Raw genomic sequence first — 14291 nt, 5'->3', positions numbered from 1 at the left:
GAAGTTGTCTGATTCTTGCCTGTTTCTGCATTTTGTTGCGTAATCAGGCACGTCTGAATAACCGGCAAATAAAAAGCCGCCCCGGAGGGCGGCCTGATAATGGTAAAGGCGCAGACAGAAAAGCCTTACTTCTTCAGCATCGGTTTCAGGAAGCGTGCGGTATGTGACTTTTCACACTCTGCCACGGTTTCCGGCGTACCGGCGACCAGGATCTCACCGCCGCCGCTGCCGCCTTCGGGACCCAGATCCACGATCCAGTCTGCGGTTTTAATCACATCCAGATTATGCTCAATCACCACAATGGTATTGCCCTGATTACGCAGCTGATGCAGGACTTCCAGCAGCTGCGCAATATCGGCAAAGTGCAGGCCGGTGGTCGGCTCATCCAGAATATAGAGCGTCTGTCCGGTACCGCGCTTCGACAGCTCACGCGCCAGCTTGACGCGCTGCGCCTCACCACCGGAGAGCGTGGTGGCGGACTGGCCGAGACGGATATAGGAGAGGCCGACATCCATCAGCGTCTGCAGCTTGCGTGCCAGCGCCGGGACCGCTTCAAAGAAGTCGCGCGCTTCTTCAATCGTCATCTCCAGCACTTCGTGAATGCTTTTGCCTTTGTACTTGATCTCCAGCGTTTCGCGGTTATAGCGCTTGCCTTTACACTGATCGCACGGCACATAGATGTCGGGCAGGAAGTGCATTTCCACTTTGATCACGCCATCGCCCTGGCACGCTTCACAGCGTCCGCCGCGCACGTTAAAGCTGAAGCGGCCCGGATTGTAGCCGCGCGAGCGCGACTCCGGCACACCGGCAAAGAGTTCACGCACCGGCGTAAAAATGCCGGTATAGGTCGCCGGGTTAGATCGTGGCGTACGCCCGATCGGGCTTTGATCGATGTCGATCACTTTATCGAAGTGTTCAAGGCCGGCGATCTCACGATAAGGTGCCGCTTCACCGCTGGTTGCACCGTTAAGCTGCTGCTGCGCGATCGGGAAAAGCGTATCGTTGATAAGCGTTGATTTCCCGGAGCCGGAGACGCCGGTGATGCAGGTAAACAGGCCAACCGGCAGCGTCAGCGTCACATCCTTCAGGTTATTGCCGCGCGCGCCGGTGAGCTTCAGCACTTTAGCCGGATCGCCTTTCACCCGCTCGGCCGGCACTGCGATTTCGCGCTTGCCGCTCAGGAACTGGCCGGTCAGCGACTCTTCATGCGCCATAATGGCGTGTACATCACCTTCAGCCACTATCTGTCCGCCGTGCACGCCCGCGCCCGGACCGATATCAATGATATGGTCAGCCGCTCTGATCGCGTCTTCGTCATGCTCTACCACAATCACGGTATTGCCGAGATCGCGCAGGTGGATCAGGGTCGAGAGCAGGCGTTCGTTATCGCGCTGGTGTAACCCGATAGAGGGCTCATCAAGAACGTACATGACGCCAACCAGGCCCGCGCCAATCTGGCTGGCCAGACGAATACGCTGCGCCTCGCCGCCGGAGAGCGTTTCAGCCGAACGTGACATGGAGAGATAGTTCAGGCCGACGTTGACCAGGAAACTCAGCCTATCGCCGATCTCTTTCAGGACTTTCTCAGCAATTTTTGCGCGCTGGCCGCTCAATTTAAGGTTGGTGAAAAACTCCATCGCATGACCAATACTCATTTCAGAGATGGTAGGCAGATTGGTATCTTCAACAAATACGTGGCGCGCTTCGCGGCGCAGGCGGGTACCGTGACAGCTGGTGCAGGCGCGGTTGCTGATAAACTTCGCCAGCTCTTCGCGCACCGCATTGGACTCCGTCTCTTTATAACGGCGCTCCATATTATGCAGCACCCCTTCAAACGGATGACGCCGCACGGAAGTATCACCGCGATCGTTGATATATTTGAATTCAATATTCTCTTTGCCCGAGCCATACAGGATCACCTGACGCGCTTTGTCGCTCAGGCTGCTGAACGGCGCCTCTACGTCAAAATCGAGATGCTCAGCGAGCGAGCGCAGCATCTGGAAATAGTAGAAGTTGCGGCGATCCCAGCCGCGAATCGCACCGCCCGCCAGCGACAGCTCAGGGTTCTGCACCACGCGATCGGAATCGAAGTATTGCTGCACGCCAAGGCCGTCACAGGTCGGACAGGCGCCGGCCGGGTTGTTGAACGAAAACAGGCGCGGTTCCAGCTCACGCATGCTGTAGCCGCAGATCGGGCAGGCGAAGTTGGCGGAGAAGAGCATCTCTTCGCTGTCAGGATCGTCCATGTCCGCCACGATCGCGGTGCCGCCGCTGAGTTCAAGCGTGGTTTCAAACGACTCCGCCAGACGTGTCGCGAGATCGTCGCGCACGCGAAAACGATCGATGACGACTTCAATAGTGTGCTTTTTCTGCAGCTCAAGTTTCGGCGGATCGGAGAGATCGCACACTTCACCATCGATGCGGGCACGGATGTAACCCTGCGCCGCCAGGTTTTCCAGCGTTTTGGTGTGCTCACCTTTGCGATCTTTCACCACCGGTGCCAGCAGCATCAGGCGGCGACCCTCTTCCTGCGCCAGCACCTGATCCACCATCTGGCTTACGGTCTGCGCCGCAAGCGCGACGTCGTGATCGGGACAGCGCGGCTCACCCACGCGGGCAAACAGCAGGCGCAGGTAGTCGTGGATTTCAGTAATAGTACCCACCGTCGAGCGCGGGTTATGCGAAGTCGATTTCTGCTCAATGGAAATGGCGGGCGACAGGCCTTCGATGTGATCGACATCCGGCTTCTCCATCAGCGAGAGAAACTGGCGCGCGTAAGCAGAGAGGGACTCTACATAGCGCCGCTGACCTTCGGCATAGAGCGTATCAAACGCCAGCGATGACTTCCCGGAACCTGAGAGACCGGTGACAACGATCAGCTTATCGCGTGGAATGATCAGGTTAATATTTTTCAGATTGTGGGTGCGAGCACCGCGGACTTCGATCTTATCCATTCACCTTTCCCGGATTGAACTACACCCGCTATGCCAGCAAAGCATAACGGATAGAAACGCATCATTATGGCACAAAAAATAACCTGAATAAATATCCAGTAGTTTTATCCTTTGGTACACTAGAGACGCAAAACTGGAAGCACGCTCCAAAGTATCCATCATAGATCAGGACGTGTTAAACTTTGTCGTTTAGACTTATAGCATCAACTCATCGGGAGAGAGCAACATGGCCAGTCGTGGCGTAAACAAAGTGATTCTTGTCGGGAATCTGGGTCAGGATCCGGAAGTGCGTTTCATGCCAAACGGTGGCGCTGTAGCCAACTTCACGCTGGCCACGTCTGAAAGCTGGCGTGACAAGCAGACCGGTGAAAACAAAGAGAACACCGAATGGCACCGCGTTGTGCTGTTTGGCAAACTGGCTGAAGTTGCCGGCGAATATCTGCGTAAAGGCTCACAGGTCTATATTGAAGGTCAGCTGCGTACGCGCAAGTGGCAGGATCAGAGCGGTCAGGAAAAATATACCACCGAGGTTGTTGTCAACGTAGGCGGCACCATGCAGATGCTGGGCGGACGTCAGCAGGGTGGTGCGAATGCAGGTGGCGCACCGATGGGCGGCCAGAGCGGCGGCGGAAATAACAACGGCTGGGGTCAGCCACAGCAGCCGCAGCAGCAGCAGTCTCAGGGCGGCAATCAGTTCAGCGGCGGCGCGCAGCAGCGTCCACAGCAGCAGAGCGCACCGGCGAACAACGAACCGCCAATGGATTTCGACGACGATATCCCGTTCTGAAGCTGACTGATAAGTCACCTTTTAAAATATATGCGCAAGCCCCTGTTAATATAGGGGCTTTTTATTTTGTACTTTCGGCACTCATCAAATATCAATTCATATCCGTTTTTTGATCCAAAGATCCTGCATGACAGCCAGGATAAAAAAGAGTGGCATATTTTATCTGTATGGACGCGTCAGCTGATGTAAAGCAGGAAAGAGCAATATTAGCCTTAGAATAATTATTAGCTGCGCAGCTAATGATGCAATTATGACTAATATTAGCTAAGCTAGCTTTATTTTTGCACAGCTAATAACGGGCTGGAAACGAATGTCATGAGCCATTACCCACATTATTCAGAATTCGAACAACAGATGCTGGATGCACTGAGGGAAGCTATTGCTGAAGCCTTCGGCTCCGAAGCTTCTATACTGAATGCCTCACACGAGCTTCCCGAAGCTGGAGTTGAACTTGATGGCAAGATTGTGATCAAGACTCCTGGTAAAACCCTGCAGGTATTCGTCGACGTCAAAAAAAAGGTCTACCCAAGAGACCTGAGAAATGCTGTCTACCAGCTTCGCAGAGGCATAGATGAAACCAGTGATTGTCACGAAGCGATTGGACTGCTTGCTGCAGGTGAGTTGAGTCCCGGGGCTAAACAGGAGCTCAGGAATCAAAATATCGCCTCATTCGAGCTGGGGGGCAGCCTTTATCTGAAGCATGAAGGCTGGCTCATTAACATCGAAAAGCCTTCCCACCGTACCAAAAAGAACACTCATGGCATTGAGCTTTTCACTGAGGCTCGGGAAAGTGTAATACATGCGCTTCTGATGAATAGTCATAAGTGGTTAACCGGTGCAGAACTGGCCGAAAAAGCCGAAACATCTCCATACACCTGCTCTCTCGTTCTGCAGGAGCTGACGCTGCGTGAATGGGTGGAGTCTACTGGTAGAGGACCGGGCAAGCGCAGAATGCTCACTCACCCTGATAAGCTTTTAGACGCCTGGTCTGAGCAGTGGCAGGGGCGTAAAGAAAAAAGGTCAAAGTGGTACACCTTTGTCGAAACGCCCGAGCATCTGCTGGCTCACCTGGCGGAAGAGATAGACCGTCAGAAAGTGGATTATCCGTGGGCATTTACGGGTGCTGCTGCAGCGAATGTTTATGCTCCACTGTTGACCAGTACTGAGGGAGCAGAAATCATTGTGCCCAGGGGCTATGCGGATAAGATGGCTGATAGATTAGGCCTGAAGCCAGTGAGTAAAGGGGCAAACGTTACGCTCATCGAGCGCGAACCTGCGAGCTTGCTTTATCGATATATGCGCTCGGATCAGCCTGCCTTTTTCGCCAGTCCTTACATTCTGTATCTGGACTTATTAGATGGTCGGGGCCGTAACAAGGAACTGGCGCAACATATCAGAGAACGATTGGAGTCTTTATGGCAACGGAATTGAAACCTCGTACAGCGGCTGGATACGATCAAAATGTCACACTGGCATGCGAGAGGACGCTGCTTACACTGTTAAGCGCCTTTGGAAATTTGAGAGAAACTCTGAGACTTGTCGGTGGTTTGGTCCCCCGTTACCTTACACCAGCGACTCCGCCTGACATTCCTGTACATGCAGGAACCTCAGACGTGGATGTTGTATTAAACCTAGAAATACTGGCAGCCGGCAACGAGTACGCTAGCCTTGCGCAGCAGCTAAAAGCACGCGGCTTTACCCGATGGATTGAAGATGGGCAGCCTGCATCCTGGCGCTGGCGTCGCAGGGTCAATGACAACATCGAAGTAGTCGTTGAGCTTCTCCGGGATGCGGGTAACGAGGAGCCAGGCCGGACCATCAGCGTCGATGGGGAAAGAGTTTCGGCGCTAACAATTAAGCATGCCAGAATCGTCCACGACTGGTATCAGGAGAAGACCGTTTCTGCACAGCTTCTGGATGGTGATGGTATATCAGTAGATACAGTGCGATTTGCAGACGTGCCAGCATTTGTGATTCTGAAAGCGCTGGCTTTAGATCAACGGCAGGAGAGGAAGGATGCTGCTGACCTAATCCACGTGATCAGATATTCCGGTTCGGTAGAGGAAGTCGCAGCTCTATTCGTTCAGCGTATTCGTTCAAAGCAGCACCCGGAGGCTTTGACGGACGGGCTGGCAGCGCTTGGCAGACGTTTTGGGGATGACGAGCATGGTGAAGGCTATGAGAAGGTGGGAGCTGTTGCCTATGCACGTTTCCATAGCGGGAACGATGAAGACGAAGATGAGCTTGTTAGCCGACAGCGTTTTGCTGCAGGGTTAGTCCAGAAGTTACTGACTGAGATTGAGAGGCAACGGACAGCCTGACGAAAACAGAAGTGCCGTAGCGTCAGCCCGGCAGGTTTACGCTGCGATATAGCTCGCCAGCAGTGACGCGCTTTTTACAGCCAGAGGCGTGCCGGTTTTGCTCTGCGTATTATGTCGCTAACAGCTTTTGCTGAGGTTGCTGGCGTTCATGCCTCCTCATTCTGTGACCACGGCCAGCGATGTCCAACCGGCGTTGATTTGTAGCGTTATACCGGCGTTTTTAAGAATTTAGCCCACCCGTTTTTGCCTGTTTTGCCCGTCTTACCGCCTGAACATTCGCCGCTATATGCTCCTGAGCAGGCAGACAGGTTGTCTTTTAATCACCTTTTGACATAACGCCCGGCTGCTATGGCGTGCTTACCCCGATGATAAATGTGTCAGGACGTCTGTTTTTTATGCAAAACAGAGCAGCAGTTGCATATTGATGAGACGAAATGAGAATAAAAATTGGCTGGAACCGCTCTGCTGCCCCCGGTTTTAATCAGAGAATGGCCCTGTTTAATGGTAAGAAAAACCATTCAGGTATCAAGCGAGAGCGCTGCGGTTAAGAATGATCCCGGTCACATTCCGCATAAAAATATTAAAACCAGCGACAAATAACCGAATGTTATTTATCGATCATATCGCTTTTTATCTTACATAGTTTAAAGCTCATTACGTTTTTGGGCGGGAAAATTCCTGGATAAATTAAATCATAAATTGTTTATCCCACGCGACGCGCCGATTTTTAAGCGCAACCGTCAGGGCCAGGATAAATGAGAGGGGAAAAGTGGTGCAGCCGGAGGAGATGTTCAGTTGTGCTAACTAAAAACAACTGTGATTTAAGGCCAGCAACAGCGGCATTAATGCGATAAACGAAGCGCCAATCTCACCGCAATGAGATTGGGCAACGTCTAAATGGCTTAAACTACAAGACTTTTGCTGGTGTGAATCAATTTTACCGCAAAAAAAGAAGCATTTTCCTGCCATTACTCATCAGGAAAAAGAGGTGCGAATTGTTATATTGTGAACGCCGGATTAAATGATCTTCATCTCTTCTGGTAAGAACAAATCTCAGCATTTAGTCAAATAACAGCGGCCTTACAACTATTAGCGATTTTCTGATCCTGACGGATAGTGGTAAACGCTGCGGCTGATGTCGAGCAAACGACAGCTGCGGCGGGTTCCAATATCAAAGGTTGTCTGCAAAAAGTTGACTGCCTGACGCTTTTCATTGGTGGTAAAGAAGTTTTTGAGCACGCTCTGCAGCATCTCTTTATCGGAACTCAGCGTTTGCAGTTCGCGGGTAAGGTTCTGTAGTTTGTCCTCTAACTCTTTGATCTTTCTTCCTTCTTCAGAAGAAAGGCCTGAAAATTTCTTCTTCCAGCTGTAGAAGGTAGCCTCTGAAATGCCGAGCTCTTCACAAATCTCCCTGACTTTTACTCCTGTTTCAGAAGCTTTAATGGCATTTGTGATTTGCTCTTCGCTATATCGTGACTTTCTCATAAATGCTCTTACCTTTCTTATCAATTAGTGGATGAGAATTACTGTATTAATATCTGGTACTGCAAAAACGGTATTAATGCAGTATTAAAGTGCGCGATTTGAATTGCGAGGGATAAATTAAGATATTTAGAATAAATATCATCATGGGATAAATCTTATTTTATTATGAATGCCAATGAACATCTTCCTGGCATTGGCTTTTTGATATAGATTCATTCCATCCCAAATGCAGAAAAATACGACAAACATTGGATATTCGGTACAGCTTTCTTGCAAAAAAGAGAGGGCGTGCCAGTAAACTTTTGTCTCGAATTCGGGTTGAAATCGTTTACATCCGCTGAAATTCGCACCAGATTTAATCAGAATTTTCCTGAATTTCTCTTCTAAATCCTGACGCGAGTCTCATTTTTCGGACCAGCCTGGTTTGAAGTTATTAATTTTTGTCAGGCCCACTGAGCGCTTGTTAATTCATTTCAAGGACGTTTTACCGCAAGGCAGTTGCTGTAAGTAATACTAAGGACCAGTCAATGAAATTGAGCGTAATGTCTAATGCCGTCTGGATGATGTCTGAAAAAGTCGTCTCGGTGTTCGGCGTCATCTTTGTCACCTCCTATGTGGCAAAATCGTTTGGCCCGACCATATTTGGCCAGATGGCATTTTCAGCTTCGCTATTCTCCATGGTGCAGACCGTGGCGATTTTCGGTACCGAAACCATCCTGTTTAAGCGCATAAGCAAAAGTGCGCCTAAAGGTCTGCGTCTGATGGCCGTGGCGCGCACCATGCGCCTCGCGCTGCTGCTGCTGACCTCCATTCCGGTCTTGATTTGGGTCTGGTACAACATGCAGGAGAATTTTCTCGCATTTGCACTGGCCTCATTTATCTCCTCGGTATTTGTAACGCAGGACACTTTTAGCGTCTACAACAATGCGCGTCTCGCGTCGCGGCTCAATACGCTGGCTAACTCAGTGGGACTGCTGCTTGGCTTCGCGCTGAGCTTTACCATCGCGTGGCTGCATCTCAATCCGCTGTGGCTGACCGTATCCATCGTGGCGGTAACGCTGGTGCCTTATCTCATCAAGCGCATCAATTTTTACCGTGAGCATCAGGACATTGCGCCGCCGCAGCAGAAACGCACTACCTATCTGCGCTACCTGATGTATGCCGGTCTGCCGCTCGCTATCTCCAGCATTTTTATCTCCGTGCAGGTAAAAGCGGCGCAGATGTTTCTGGCCGGTATCGCTTCCGCCCGCGATCTGGGCCTGTTCGCCGCGGCTAACACCATTTCGGCTTCCTGGATTTTTATCCCGGTTGCCATCATCACTTCCTGCTTTTCGGAAATTTTCCGTGAGCGTGGAGCAGCCGCAATCAAACTCACCGCGCGGCTGAACGGCTATGTCATGGGAGTTTCATTGCTGTTATTGGCGGTGATCGCCATGTTTGGCGAGAAGATTATCATCGCGTTATATGGTCACGAGTACACACAATCGGGAAGTCTCGTTACGTTACTGTCGTTAGCAACCTGCTTTTCGGCAATGGGGACCGTAGCTTACCGCTACATGGTCAAAGAGGGCGGGTTTAACTATCTGCTGAAGAAGATCCTCTGCCTGATGGTTATCAGCCTGCCGCTCTCATGGTGGCTGATCCAGGGGTACGGCATTATGGGTGCCGCCTGGAGCGTCTTCATCACTGAGCTGCTCTCCCTTACCGTAATGAATTACTTCTTTAAAAACGGCGTCATTCAAAAAATTCAGGTTTCCTCACTCAACTACAAAACCTACAAATGAGGTCAGATATGCTCAGGTTGAAAGAAGAACTCAGAAGAAGCGTTCAGTATTTTATCAAGAAGATGCCCTGGGCTACGCAGGATCGCATCTACTACTTCCGTAAATTCCGTAAGCTGCCTAATCTGCGCGAGCCAAAGGTGTTTAACGAGAAGGTGCTGTATCGCAAATTTGTGTATGGCGACTATCAAATCTATGGTCGCCTGTCGGACAAGTATTCAGTACGCGAATACATTGCTGAGAAGGTAGGCAGTGAGTATCTGATCCCGCTGGTTTACGAGACCAGCGATCCGCATTCGCTTCACACCCTGTCGCAGTGGAAGAATACTGTGATCAAGCCTAACCATGGTTCCAACATGGTTGAGATCCTGCTGGAAGAGCCGGATGCGCTGAAGAAGCAGCAGATCATCAGCGACTGTCATCGCTGGCTGAAAACGGACTTCGCTAATGAAGCGCGTGAGATCCACTATCGCTACATCAAGCCGCGGATTCTGGTAGAGCAGTACATTGGCGATGGCAAAAGTGCGCCGATTGACTACAAATTTCACATGTTCAATAAGCGCGATGGCAGTTTTGAATATGTGCTGCAGGTGATCTACAACCGCTGCAACCCGCTGTTGTCGATGAACTTTTACGTCAACAATCTGAACGAGGCGTATCATAAGATCCGCGATACCGGTCTGGATGTTGAGCCTATTCTGCCGCAGCTGCAGAAGGCGCTGGCGCTGAGCAAGACGCTGGCCAGCGATTTCGACTATGTCCGCGTTGACTGGTATATCCACGGTGAAGAGATCTACTTTGGTGAGCTGACCTTCACACCGGGTGCCGGACTGGTAACGGGTCTGGACCGCGGGCTGGACCAGATGATGGGTGATATGTGGATTCAGGATCGTCGCGGTACGAAGAGACCGGGCGTTTCGGTTGCGGAAGTCGGTATTCCCGCCGTGTTGAAGAAAATTTGATCGCACAGCAATATAAAGAACCCCGCAGCGCGGGGTTTTTTATGCATACTATTCAGGGAATTGGCCACTCAGTCGGCGCCTGACTCATCACATCGATAAAAGCCTGTTTGCCAATCTGCATAAAGTTGTGCACGTTCTCCATGCTCAGCGTAATACCCAGCAGTCCGGTCACAAACCAGCACGACATCCCCACGCCCAGACCGCCACACAGCAGCGCCATAATCGGATGGCTCTTTTGCCGCAGTTTTATTTTCATTGAGCTGGCGAGAAACATCAGAACGGCGCTCAGAATACCCCAGCGCATTACCAGTAAACTGGTTGTTAACGTAGCCATTAACGCAAAACCTCTTCGAATCAGTGATATCCCTGACATTAACCGGACATCACTGACGGCAAAGAGCGCGTCAGGAAACGCTCTCACGTCGGATTGAGTGTGATTTGGATCACATTATATCAGCGGATTTGAATTTTTGAACAAATTTTGTACCCGCGAAGGCGGGCTGGGACGCGCGGCTAAAGCTGGAAGAGAGCGCCTGAAGCAGGCGCGCTGATTACCGGACAGGGCAGCATTCACCGGTGGTGCGCTGGGCGAAGCTGTTCATATTGTCGCTGCAGTCAAAGCTAAGCAGGCGAGGCCGTTGCGCAATCGCCTGACGACGCATGGCGTGACGATAGGCCGTAGGCGTCTGCGAAAACTGCCGGCGGAACACGCGCGAAAAGGTTTGCTGCGAATCGTAACCATACTGCATAGCGATATCAAAAACCGGTCGCTGCGTCTGCAGCAGCGCTTCTGCCGCCATCGTCAGACGCCGTTCACGAATATAGCCACCCAGCGTCTGTTTCGTCACGGTACGGAACATACGCTGCAGGTGCCATTTTGAGTAACCCGATTTTGCTGCCACATCATCAATCGACAGTGCTTTATCCAGATTCTGATCGATCCAGTTAGTCAGTGAATGAATGATTTCCTGTTGCATCATAGCCTCATCCTTCTGAAGGGGTATTACCCGGTGAGAAATTCGTACTTTTGATGGTGAGCGAGTATAGTTCCTCAAGTTAACTTGAGGTAAAGGCTGATGGTAAAAAAAGAGCGTAACTATCCAAAGCCGGTGCTGACGCCAGGAGAAGTGGCAAAACGTAGCGGCGTAGCGGTCTCGGCACTGCACTTTTATGAAACCAAAGGATTGATCTCCAGCACCCGTAATAATGGCAATCAGCGACGCTACAGCCGTGATGTACTGCGCCGCGTGGCGATTATTAAAATTGCGCAGCGTATCGGTATTCCGCTGGCGACGGTGAGTGAGAGCCTGATGCATGTCCCGGCGAATAAACGGATGTCGACGCAGGAGTGGGATGCACTGACGCAGCACTGGCGTGAGGAGCTGGATAAACGCATTGAGACGCTGACGCGGCTGCGGAACGATCTGGACGGATGTATTGGCTGTGGCTGTTTGTCGATGCGCGACTGTCCGTTACGCAACCCCGGCGACCGGCTGGCGCAGCAGGGTTCAGGCGCCGTGCTGCTTGACCCGGAGCAGGATGAGCAGGGGCGTTAATCCGCTATACTGGTGCGATACCTTTATCAGCAAGGAGCTGTACATGATCACCGTTCATCATCTGGAAAACTCCCGTTCGCATCGTGTGTTATGGCTGCTGGAAGAGCTGGCGGTGCCGTATCAGATCAAACGTTATCAGCGGGAAAATACGATGCTGGCACCCGATGAGCTGAAAAAGGTGCATCCGCTGGGGAAATCACCGGTAATAACCGATGGCAACCGCGTTATTGCTGAATCCGGCGCCATTCTGGAGTATCTGCAGCTGAAGTATGACAGCGAGCAGCAGCTGACGCTGAGCAATGAAGATGAACAGATTCAGGGACGCTACTGGCTGCATTATGCCGAGGGATCGCTGATGCCGCTGCTGATCATCAAGCTGGTTTTTGCGCAGCTAAGCAAAAAACCGGTTCCCTGGCTGCTGCGCCCGATCGGTGGCGCCATGCGTAAAGGAATGGAGAAAGCCTGGCTGAATAAGCAGCTGGCGTTGCATACCCGCGTGATTGAACAGCATTTAAGTCAGCATGCGTTTTTTGCCGGTTCGCGTTTCAGCATCGCTGATGTTCAGATGAGTTTTCCGCTGCTGGCGCTTCAGATGCGCGGCGGCCTGCACAATCTGCCTGCCACCACCCGCTGGCTGGAAGAGATGCAGCAGCGCGCCGCCTGGCAGCGGGCGCTGAAGCAGGGCGGCCCGATTAAATTCAGCGACTGACGCCGGCCCGGAATCCGGTAATCGTAGGGGGCGCATTAATGCGCCCCGAATTGGTCCGCCGTCACCGCAGGCGTGCTTTCTCCAGTCCGGTGACGATTAACAGTTGAAAACGTCACCCCAAACGCCAGATAATCGCCTGCCATTTTATCTCCCCCTCTTTGACGGGAAGTACATAGCTGCGTAATCGTTTGCGCCTCTTTTCTCTTTGAGAAATCCCCACCAGGGTGATGCGTAAGCGGCAGCTGTGCGGCGACTTACATCTAAAATATGCAGAGGAATAATTATGTCTGGCGACTCACGCCCGGCCAGTGGAAAACTGGACGCCTGGTTCCACATTTCAGCACGCGGCAGCAACGTGCGGCAGGAAGTGCTGGCGGGGCTTACCACCTTCCTGGCCATGGTCTACTCGGTTATTGTGGTACCGGGCATGCTTGGTAAAGCGGGCTTTTCCCCTACGGCGGTATTTGTTGCCACCTGCCTGGTCGCCGGGTTTGGCTCCCTGCTGATGGGACTCTGGGCCAATCTGCCGCTGGCTATCGGCTGTGCTATCTCGCTGACCGCCTTCACTGCATTCAGCCTGGTCCTTGGGCAGCACATCAGCGTACCGGTCGCGCTGGGCGCCGTATTCCTGATGGGATTACTGTTTACGTTTATCTCGGTAACCGGTATCCGCGCCTGGATCTTACGCAATCTGCCGATGGGCGTGGCGCACGGTACCGGGGTTGGTATCGGCCTGTTTTTACTGCTGATTGCAGCAGACGGTATTGGCCTGGTGGTAAAAAACCCGGCCGCAGGCTTGCCGGTGGCGCTGGGCGATTTTACCGCGTTTCCGGTCATCATGTCGCTGGTGGGTCTGGCGGCAATCTTTGGCCTGGAAAAACGCCGCGTACCTGGCGGCATCCTGCTGACTATACTGGCTATCTCACTGATTGGGCTTATGTTTGATCCGGCGGTGACCTGGCAGGGGCTGTTTGCGATGCCAAGCCTGAAGGATGCCAGCGGTCAGTCAGCGATGTTCAGTCTGGATATCGCAGGCGCGCTGCAGCCAGCCGTACTGCCCAGCGTTCTGGCGCTGGTTATGACAGCGGTATTCGATGCGACCGGCACCATTCGTGCGGTTGCCGGGCAGGCCAATCTGCTGGATAAAGAAGGGCAGATCCTCAATGGCGGCCGGGCGCTGACCAGCGACTCCCTCAGCAGCCTGTTTGCCGGCCTGGTCGGTGCGTCTCCGGCAGCAGTCTATATTGAATCAGCAGCCGGTACGGCAGCGGGTGGCAAAACCGGCTTAACCGCTATCGTCGTAGGCGTACTGTTTCTGCTGATGCTGTTCATGTCGCCGCTTGCCGGTCTGGTGCCAGCCTATGCGACCGCGCCGGCGCTGATGTATGTCGGGCTACTGATGCTGAGCAACGTGGCAAAAATTGATTTCAGCGATTTTGTAGATGCCATGTCAGGCCTGCTGACCGCGGTGTTTATTGTGCTGACCTGTAACATCGTGACCGGCATTATGCTGGGCTTCGCCTCGCTGGTGATTGGCCGTCTGTTTGCCGGGGAGTGGCGCAAACTCAACGTGGGGACGGTAGCGATCGCTGTTGCACTGGTCACCTTTTATGCGGCAGGCTGGGCTATCTGACCACAGGTTCCAGTAATTTTCAGATAATCCCCTGACTTTGCCAGCGCCGCACATCGGGTCCCCCTATGTGCGGCGTTTTGTTTTACACTTTTTAGCGTAACGA

Annotated in this window: 12 protein-coding genes; 8 read left to right on the top strand and 4 right to left on the bottom strand. The window is 52.4% G+C overall.

The window, feature by feature from the left end; translation table 11 throughout:
- Window positions 1–125: 125 nt before the first annotated feature.
- Window positions 126–2954, bottom strand: coding sequence for an excinuclease ABC subunit UvrA (uvrA, locus tag B4M48_RS03085; protein WP_039382007.1), 2829 nt, complete (start codon window positions 2952–2954; stop codon window positions 126–128).
- A 226-nt stretch (window positions 2955–3180) separates the two neighbouring features.
- On the opposite strand from uvrA, the gene B4M48_RS03080 reads away from it, so the two are divergent.
- The 3 genes from B4M48_RS03080 to B4M48_RS03070 all read left to right on the top strand — a co-directional run bounded on the left by B4M48_RS03080 (window position 3181) and on the right by B4M48_RS03070 (window position 6062).
- Window positions 3181–3741 (top strand): single-stranded DNA-binding protein, encoded by a 561-nt coding sequence (locus tag B4M48_RS03080; RefSeq protein ID WP_039382009.1) that lies wholly within the window; start codon window positions 3181–3183, stop codon window positions 3739–3741.
- A 315-nt stretch (window positions 3742–4056) separates the two neighbouring features.
- Window positions 4057–5172, top strand: a complete 1116-nt coding sequence (locus B4M48_RS03075) for a type IV toxin-antitoxin system AbiEi family antitoxin (protein WP_250341068.1) — start codon at window positions 4057–4059, stop codon at window positions 5170–5172.
- A gap of 182 nt (window positions 5173–5354) precedes the next feature.
- Entirely contained in the window at window positions 5355–6062 is a 708-nt protein-coding gene (locus tag B4M48_RS03070) for a hypothetical protein (RefSeq protein ID WP_224144803.1), read from the top strand.
- A 1089-nt stretch (window positions 6063–7151) separates the two neighbouring features.
- On the opposite strand, the gene B4M48_RS03065 is transcribed toward B4M48_RS03070, so the two are convergent.
- On the bottom strand, window positions 7152–7547 hold the full coding sequence (locus B4M48_RS03065; RefSeq protein ID WP_039382017.1) for a transposase: 396 nt from the start codon (window positions 7545–7547) through the stop codon (window positions 7152–7154).
- Window positions 7548–8074: 527 nt separating this feature from the next.
- Here B4M48_RS03065 and B4M48_RS03060 point away from each other — a divergent pair.
- Together B4M48_RS03060 and B4M48_RS03055 are read left to right on the top strand one after the other, a co-directional pair.
- Window positions 8075–9331: a polysaccharide biosynthesis C-terminal domain-containing protein gene (locus tag B4M48_RS03060; protein ID WP_039382019.1), complete on the top strand. Its 1257-nt coding sequence runs from the start codon at window positions 8075–8077 to the stop codon at window positions 9329–9331.
- 8 nt (window positions 9332–9339) lie between these two features.
- A complete protein-coding gene (locus tag B4M48_RS03055; protein WP_039382021.1) occupies window positions 9340–10290 on the top strand; it encodes an ATP-grasp fold amidoligase family protein in 951 nt (316 codons plus the stop codon).
- Window positions 10291–10342: 52 nt separating this feature from the next.
- On the opposite strand, the gene B4M48_RS03050 is transcribed toward B4M48_RS03055, so the two are convergent.
- Together B4M48_RS03050 and soxS are read right to left on the bottom strand one after the other, a co-directional pair.
- Complete coding sequence (locus tag B4M48_RS03050; protein WP_039382023.1) at window positions 10343–10624, bottom strand: YjcB family protein; 282 nt, start codon at window positions 10622–10624, stop codon at window positions 10343–10345.
- A gap of 217 nt (window positions 10625–10841) precedes the next feature.
- Window positions 10842–11270: a superoxide response transcriptional regulator SoxS gene (soxS, locus tag B4M48_RS03045; RefSeq protein ID WP_039382026.1), complete on the bottom strand. Its 429-nt coding sequence runs from the start codon at window positions 11268–11270 to the stop codon at window positions 10842–10844.
- 96 nt (window positions 11271–11366) lie between these two features.
- Between soxS and soxR the strand changes: the two genes are divergently transcribed.
- From soxR to B4M48_RS03030, 3 genes are all read left to right on the top strand, one after another.
- Window positions 11367–11846: a redox-sensitive transcriptional activator SoxR gene (soxR, locus tag B4M48_RS03040; protein WP_039382028.1), complete on the top strand. Its 480-nt coding sequence runs from the start codon at window positions 11367–11369 to the stop codon at window positions 11844–11846.
- Between the two features lie 43 nt (window positions 11847–11889).
- The gene (locus B4M48_RS03035; RefSeq protein ID WP_071668472.1) at window positions 11890–12555 is read left to right on the top strand and encodes a glutathione S-transferase family protein; all 666 of its coding nucleotides are present in this window, start codon (window positions 11890–11892) and stop codon (window positions 12553–12555) included.
- 283 nt (window positions 12556–12838) lie between these two features.
- Window positions 12839–14188: an NCS2 family permease gene (locus tag B4M48_RS03030; protein ID WP_283340740.1), complete on the top strand. Its 1350-nt coding sequence runs from the start codon at window positions 12839–12841 to the stop codon at window positions 14186–14188.
- The last annotated feature ends 103 nt before the right edge of the window (window positions 14189–14291 follow it).

It is taken from the genome of Pantoea sp. UBA6567, assembly GCF_002434165.1.
GTDB lineage: Bacteria > Pseudomonadota > Gammaproteobacteria > Enterobacterales > Enterobacteriaceae > Pantoea > Pantoea eucrina.
The sequence above is the reverse complement of the archived record's forward strand: the minus strand, read 5'-3'. Positions and strand labels throughout refer to the sequence as shown.

Excerpts from the sequence above, each read along its gene's own strand:
- B4M48_RS03075 (WP_250341068.1), top strand. The coding sequence starts at position 4,057 with ATGAGCCATTACCCACATTATTCAGAATTCGAACAACAGATGCTGGAT.
- B4M48_RS03055 (WP_039382021.1), top strand. The coding sequence starts at position 9,340 with ATGCTCAGGTTGAAAGAAGAACTCAGAAGAAGCGTTCAGTATTTTATC.
- uvrA (WP_039382007.1), bottom strand. The coding sequence starts at position 2,954 with ATGGATAAGATCGAAGTCCGCGGTGCTCGCACCCACAATCTGAAAAAT.
- B4M48_RS03050 (WP_039382023.1), bottom strand. The coding sequence starts at position 10,624 with ATGGCTACGTTAACAACCAGTTTACTGGTAATGCGCTGGGGTATTCTG.
- B4M48_RS03030 (WP_283340740.1), top strand. The coding sequence starts at position 12,839 with ATGTCTGGCGACTCACGCCCGGCCAGTGGAAAACTGGACGCCTGGTTC.
- B4M48_RS03065 (WP_039382017.1), bottom strand. The coding sequence starts at position 7,547 with ATGAGAAAGTCACGATATAGCGAAGAGCAAATCACAAATGCCATTAAA.
- soxR (WP_039382028.1), top strand. The coding sequence starts at position 11,367 with ATGGTAAAAAAAGAGCGTAACTATCCAAAGCCGGTGCTGACGCCAGGA.
- soxS (WP_039382026.1), bottom strand. The coding sequence starts at position 11,270 with ATGATGCAACAGGAAATCATTCATTCACTGACTAACTGGATCGATCAG.
- B4M48_RS03080 (WP_039382009.1), top strand. The coding sequence starts at position 3,181 with ATGGCCAGTCGTGGCGTAAACAAAGTGATTCTTGTCGGGAATCTGGGT.
- B4M48_RS03035 (WP_071668472.1), top strand. The coding sequence starts at position 11,890 with ATGATCACCGTTCATCATCTGGAAAACTCCCGTTCGCATCGTGTGTTA.
- B4M48_RS03060 (WP_039382019.1), top strand. The coding sequence starts at position 8,075 with ATGAAATTGAGCGTAATGTCTAATGCCGTCTGGATGATGTCTGAAAAA.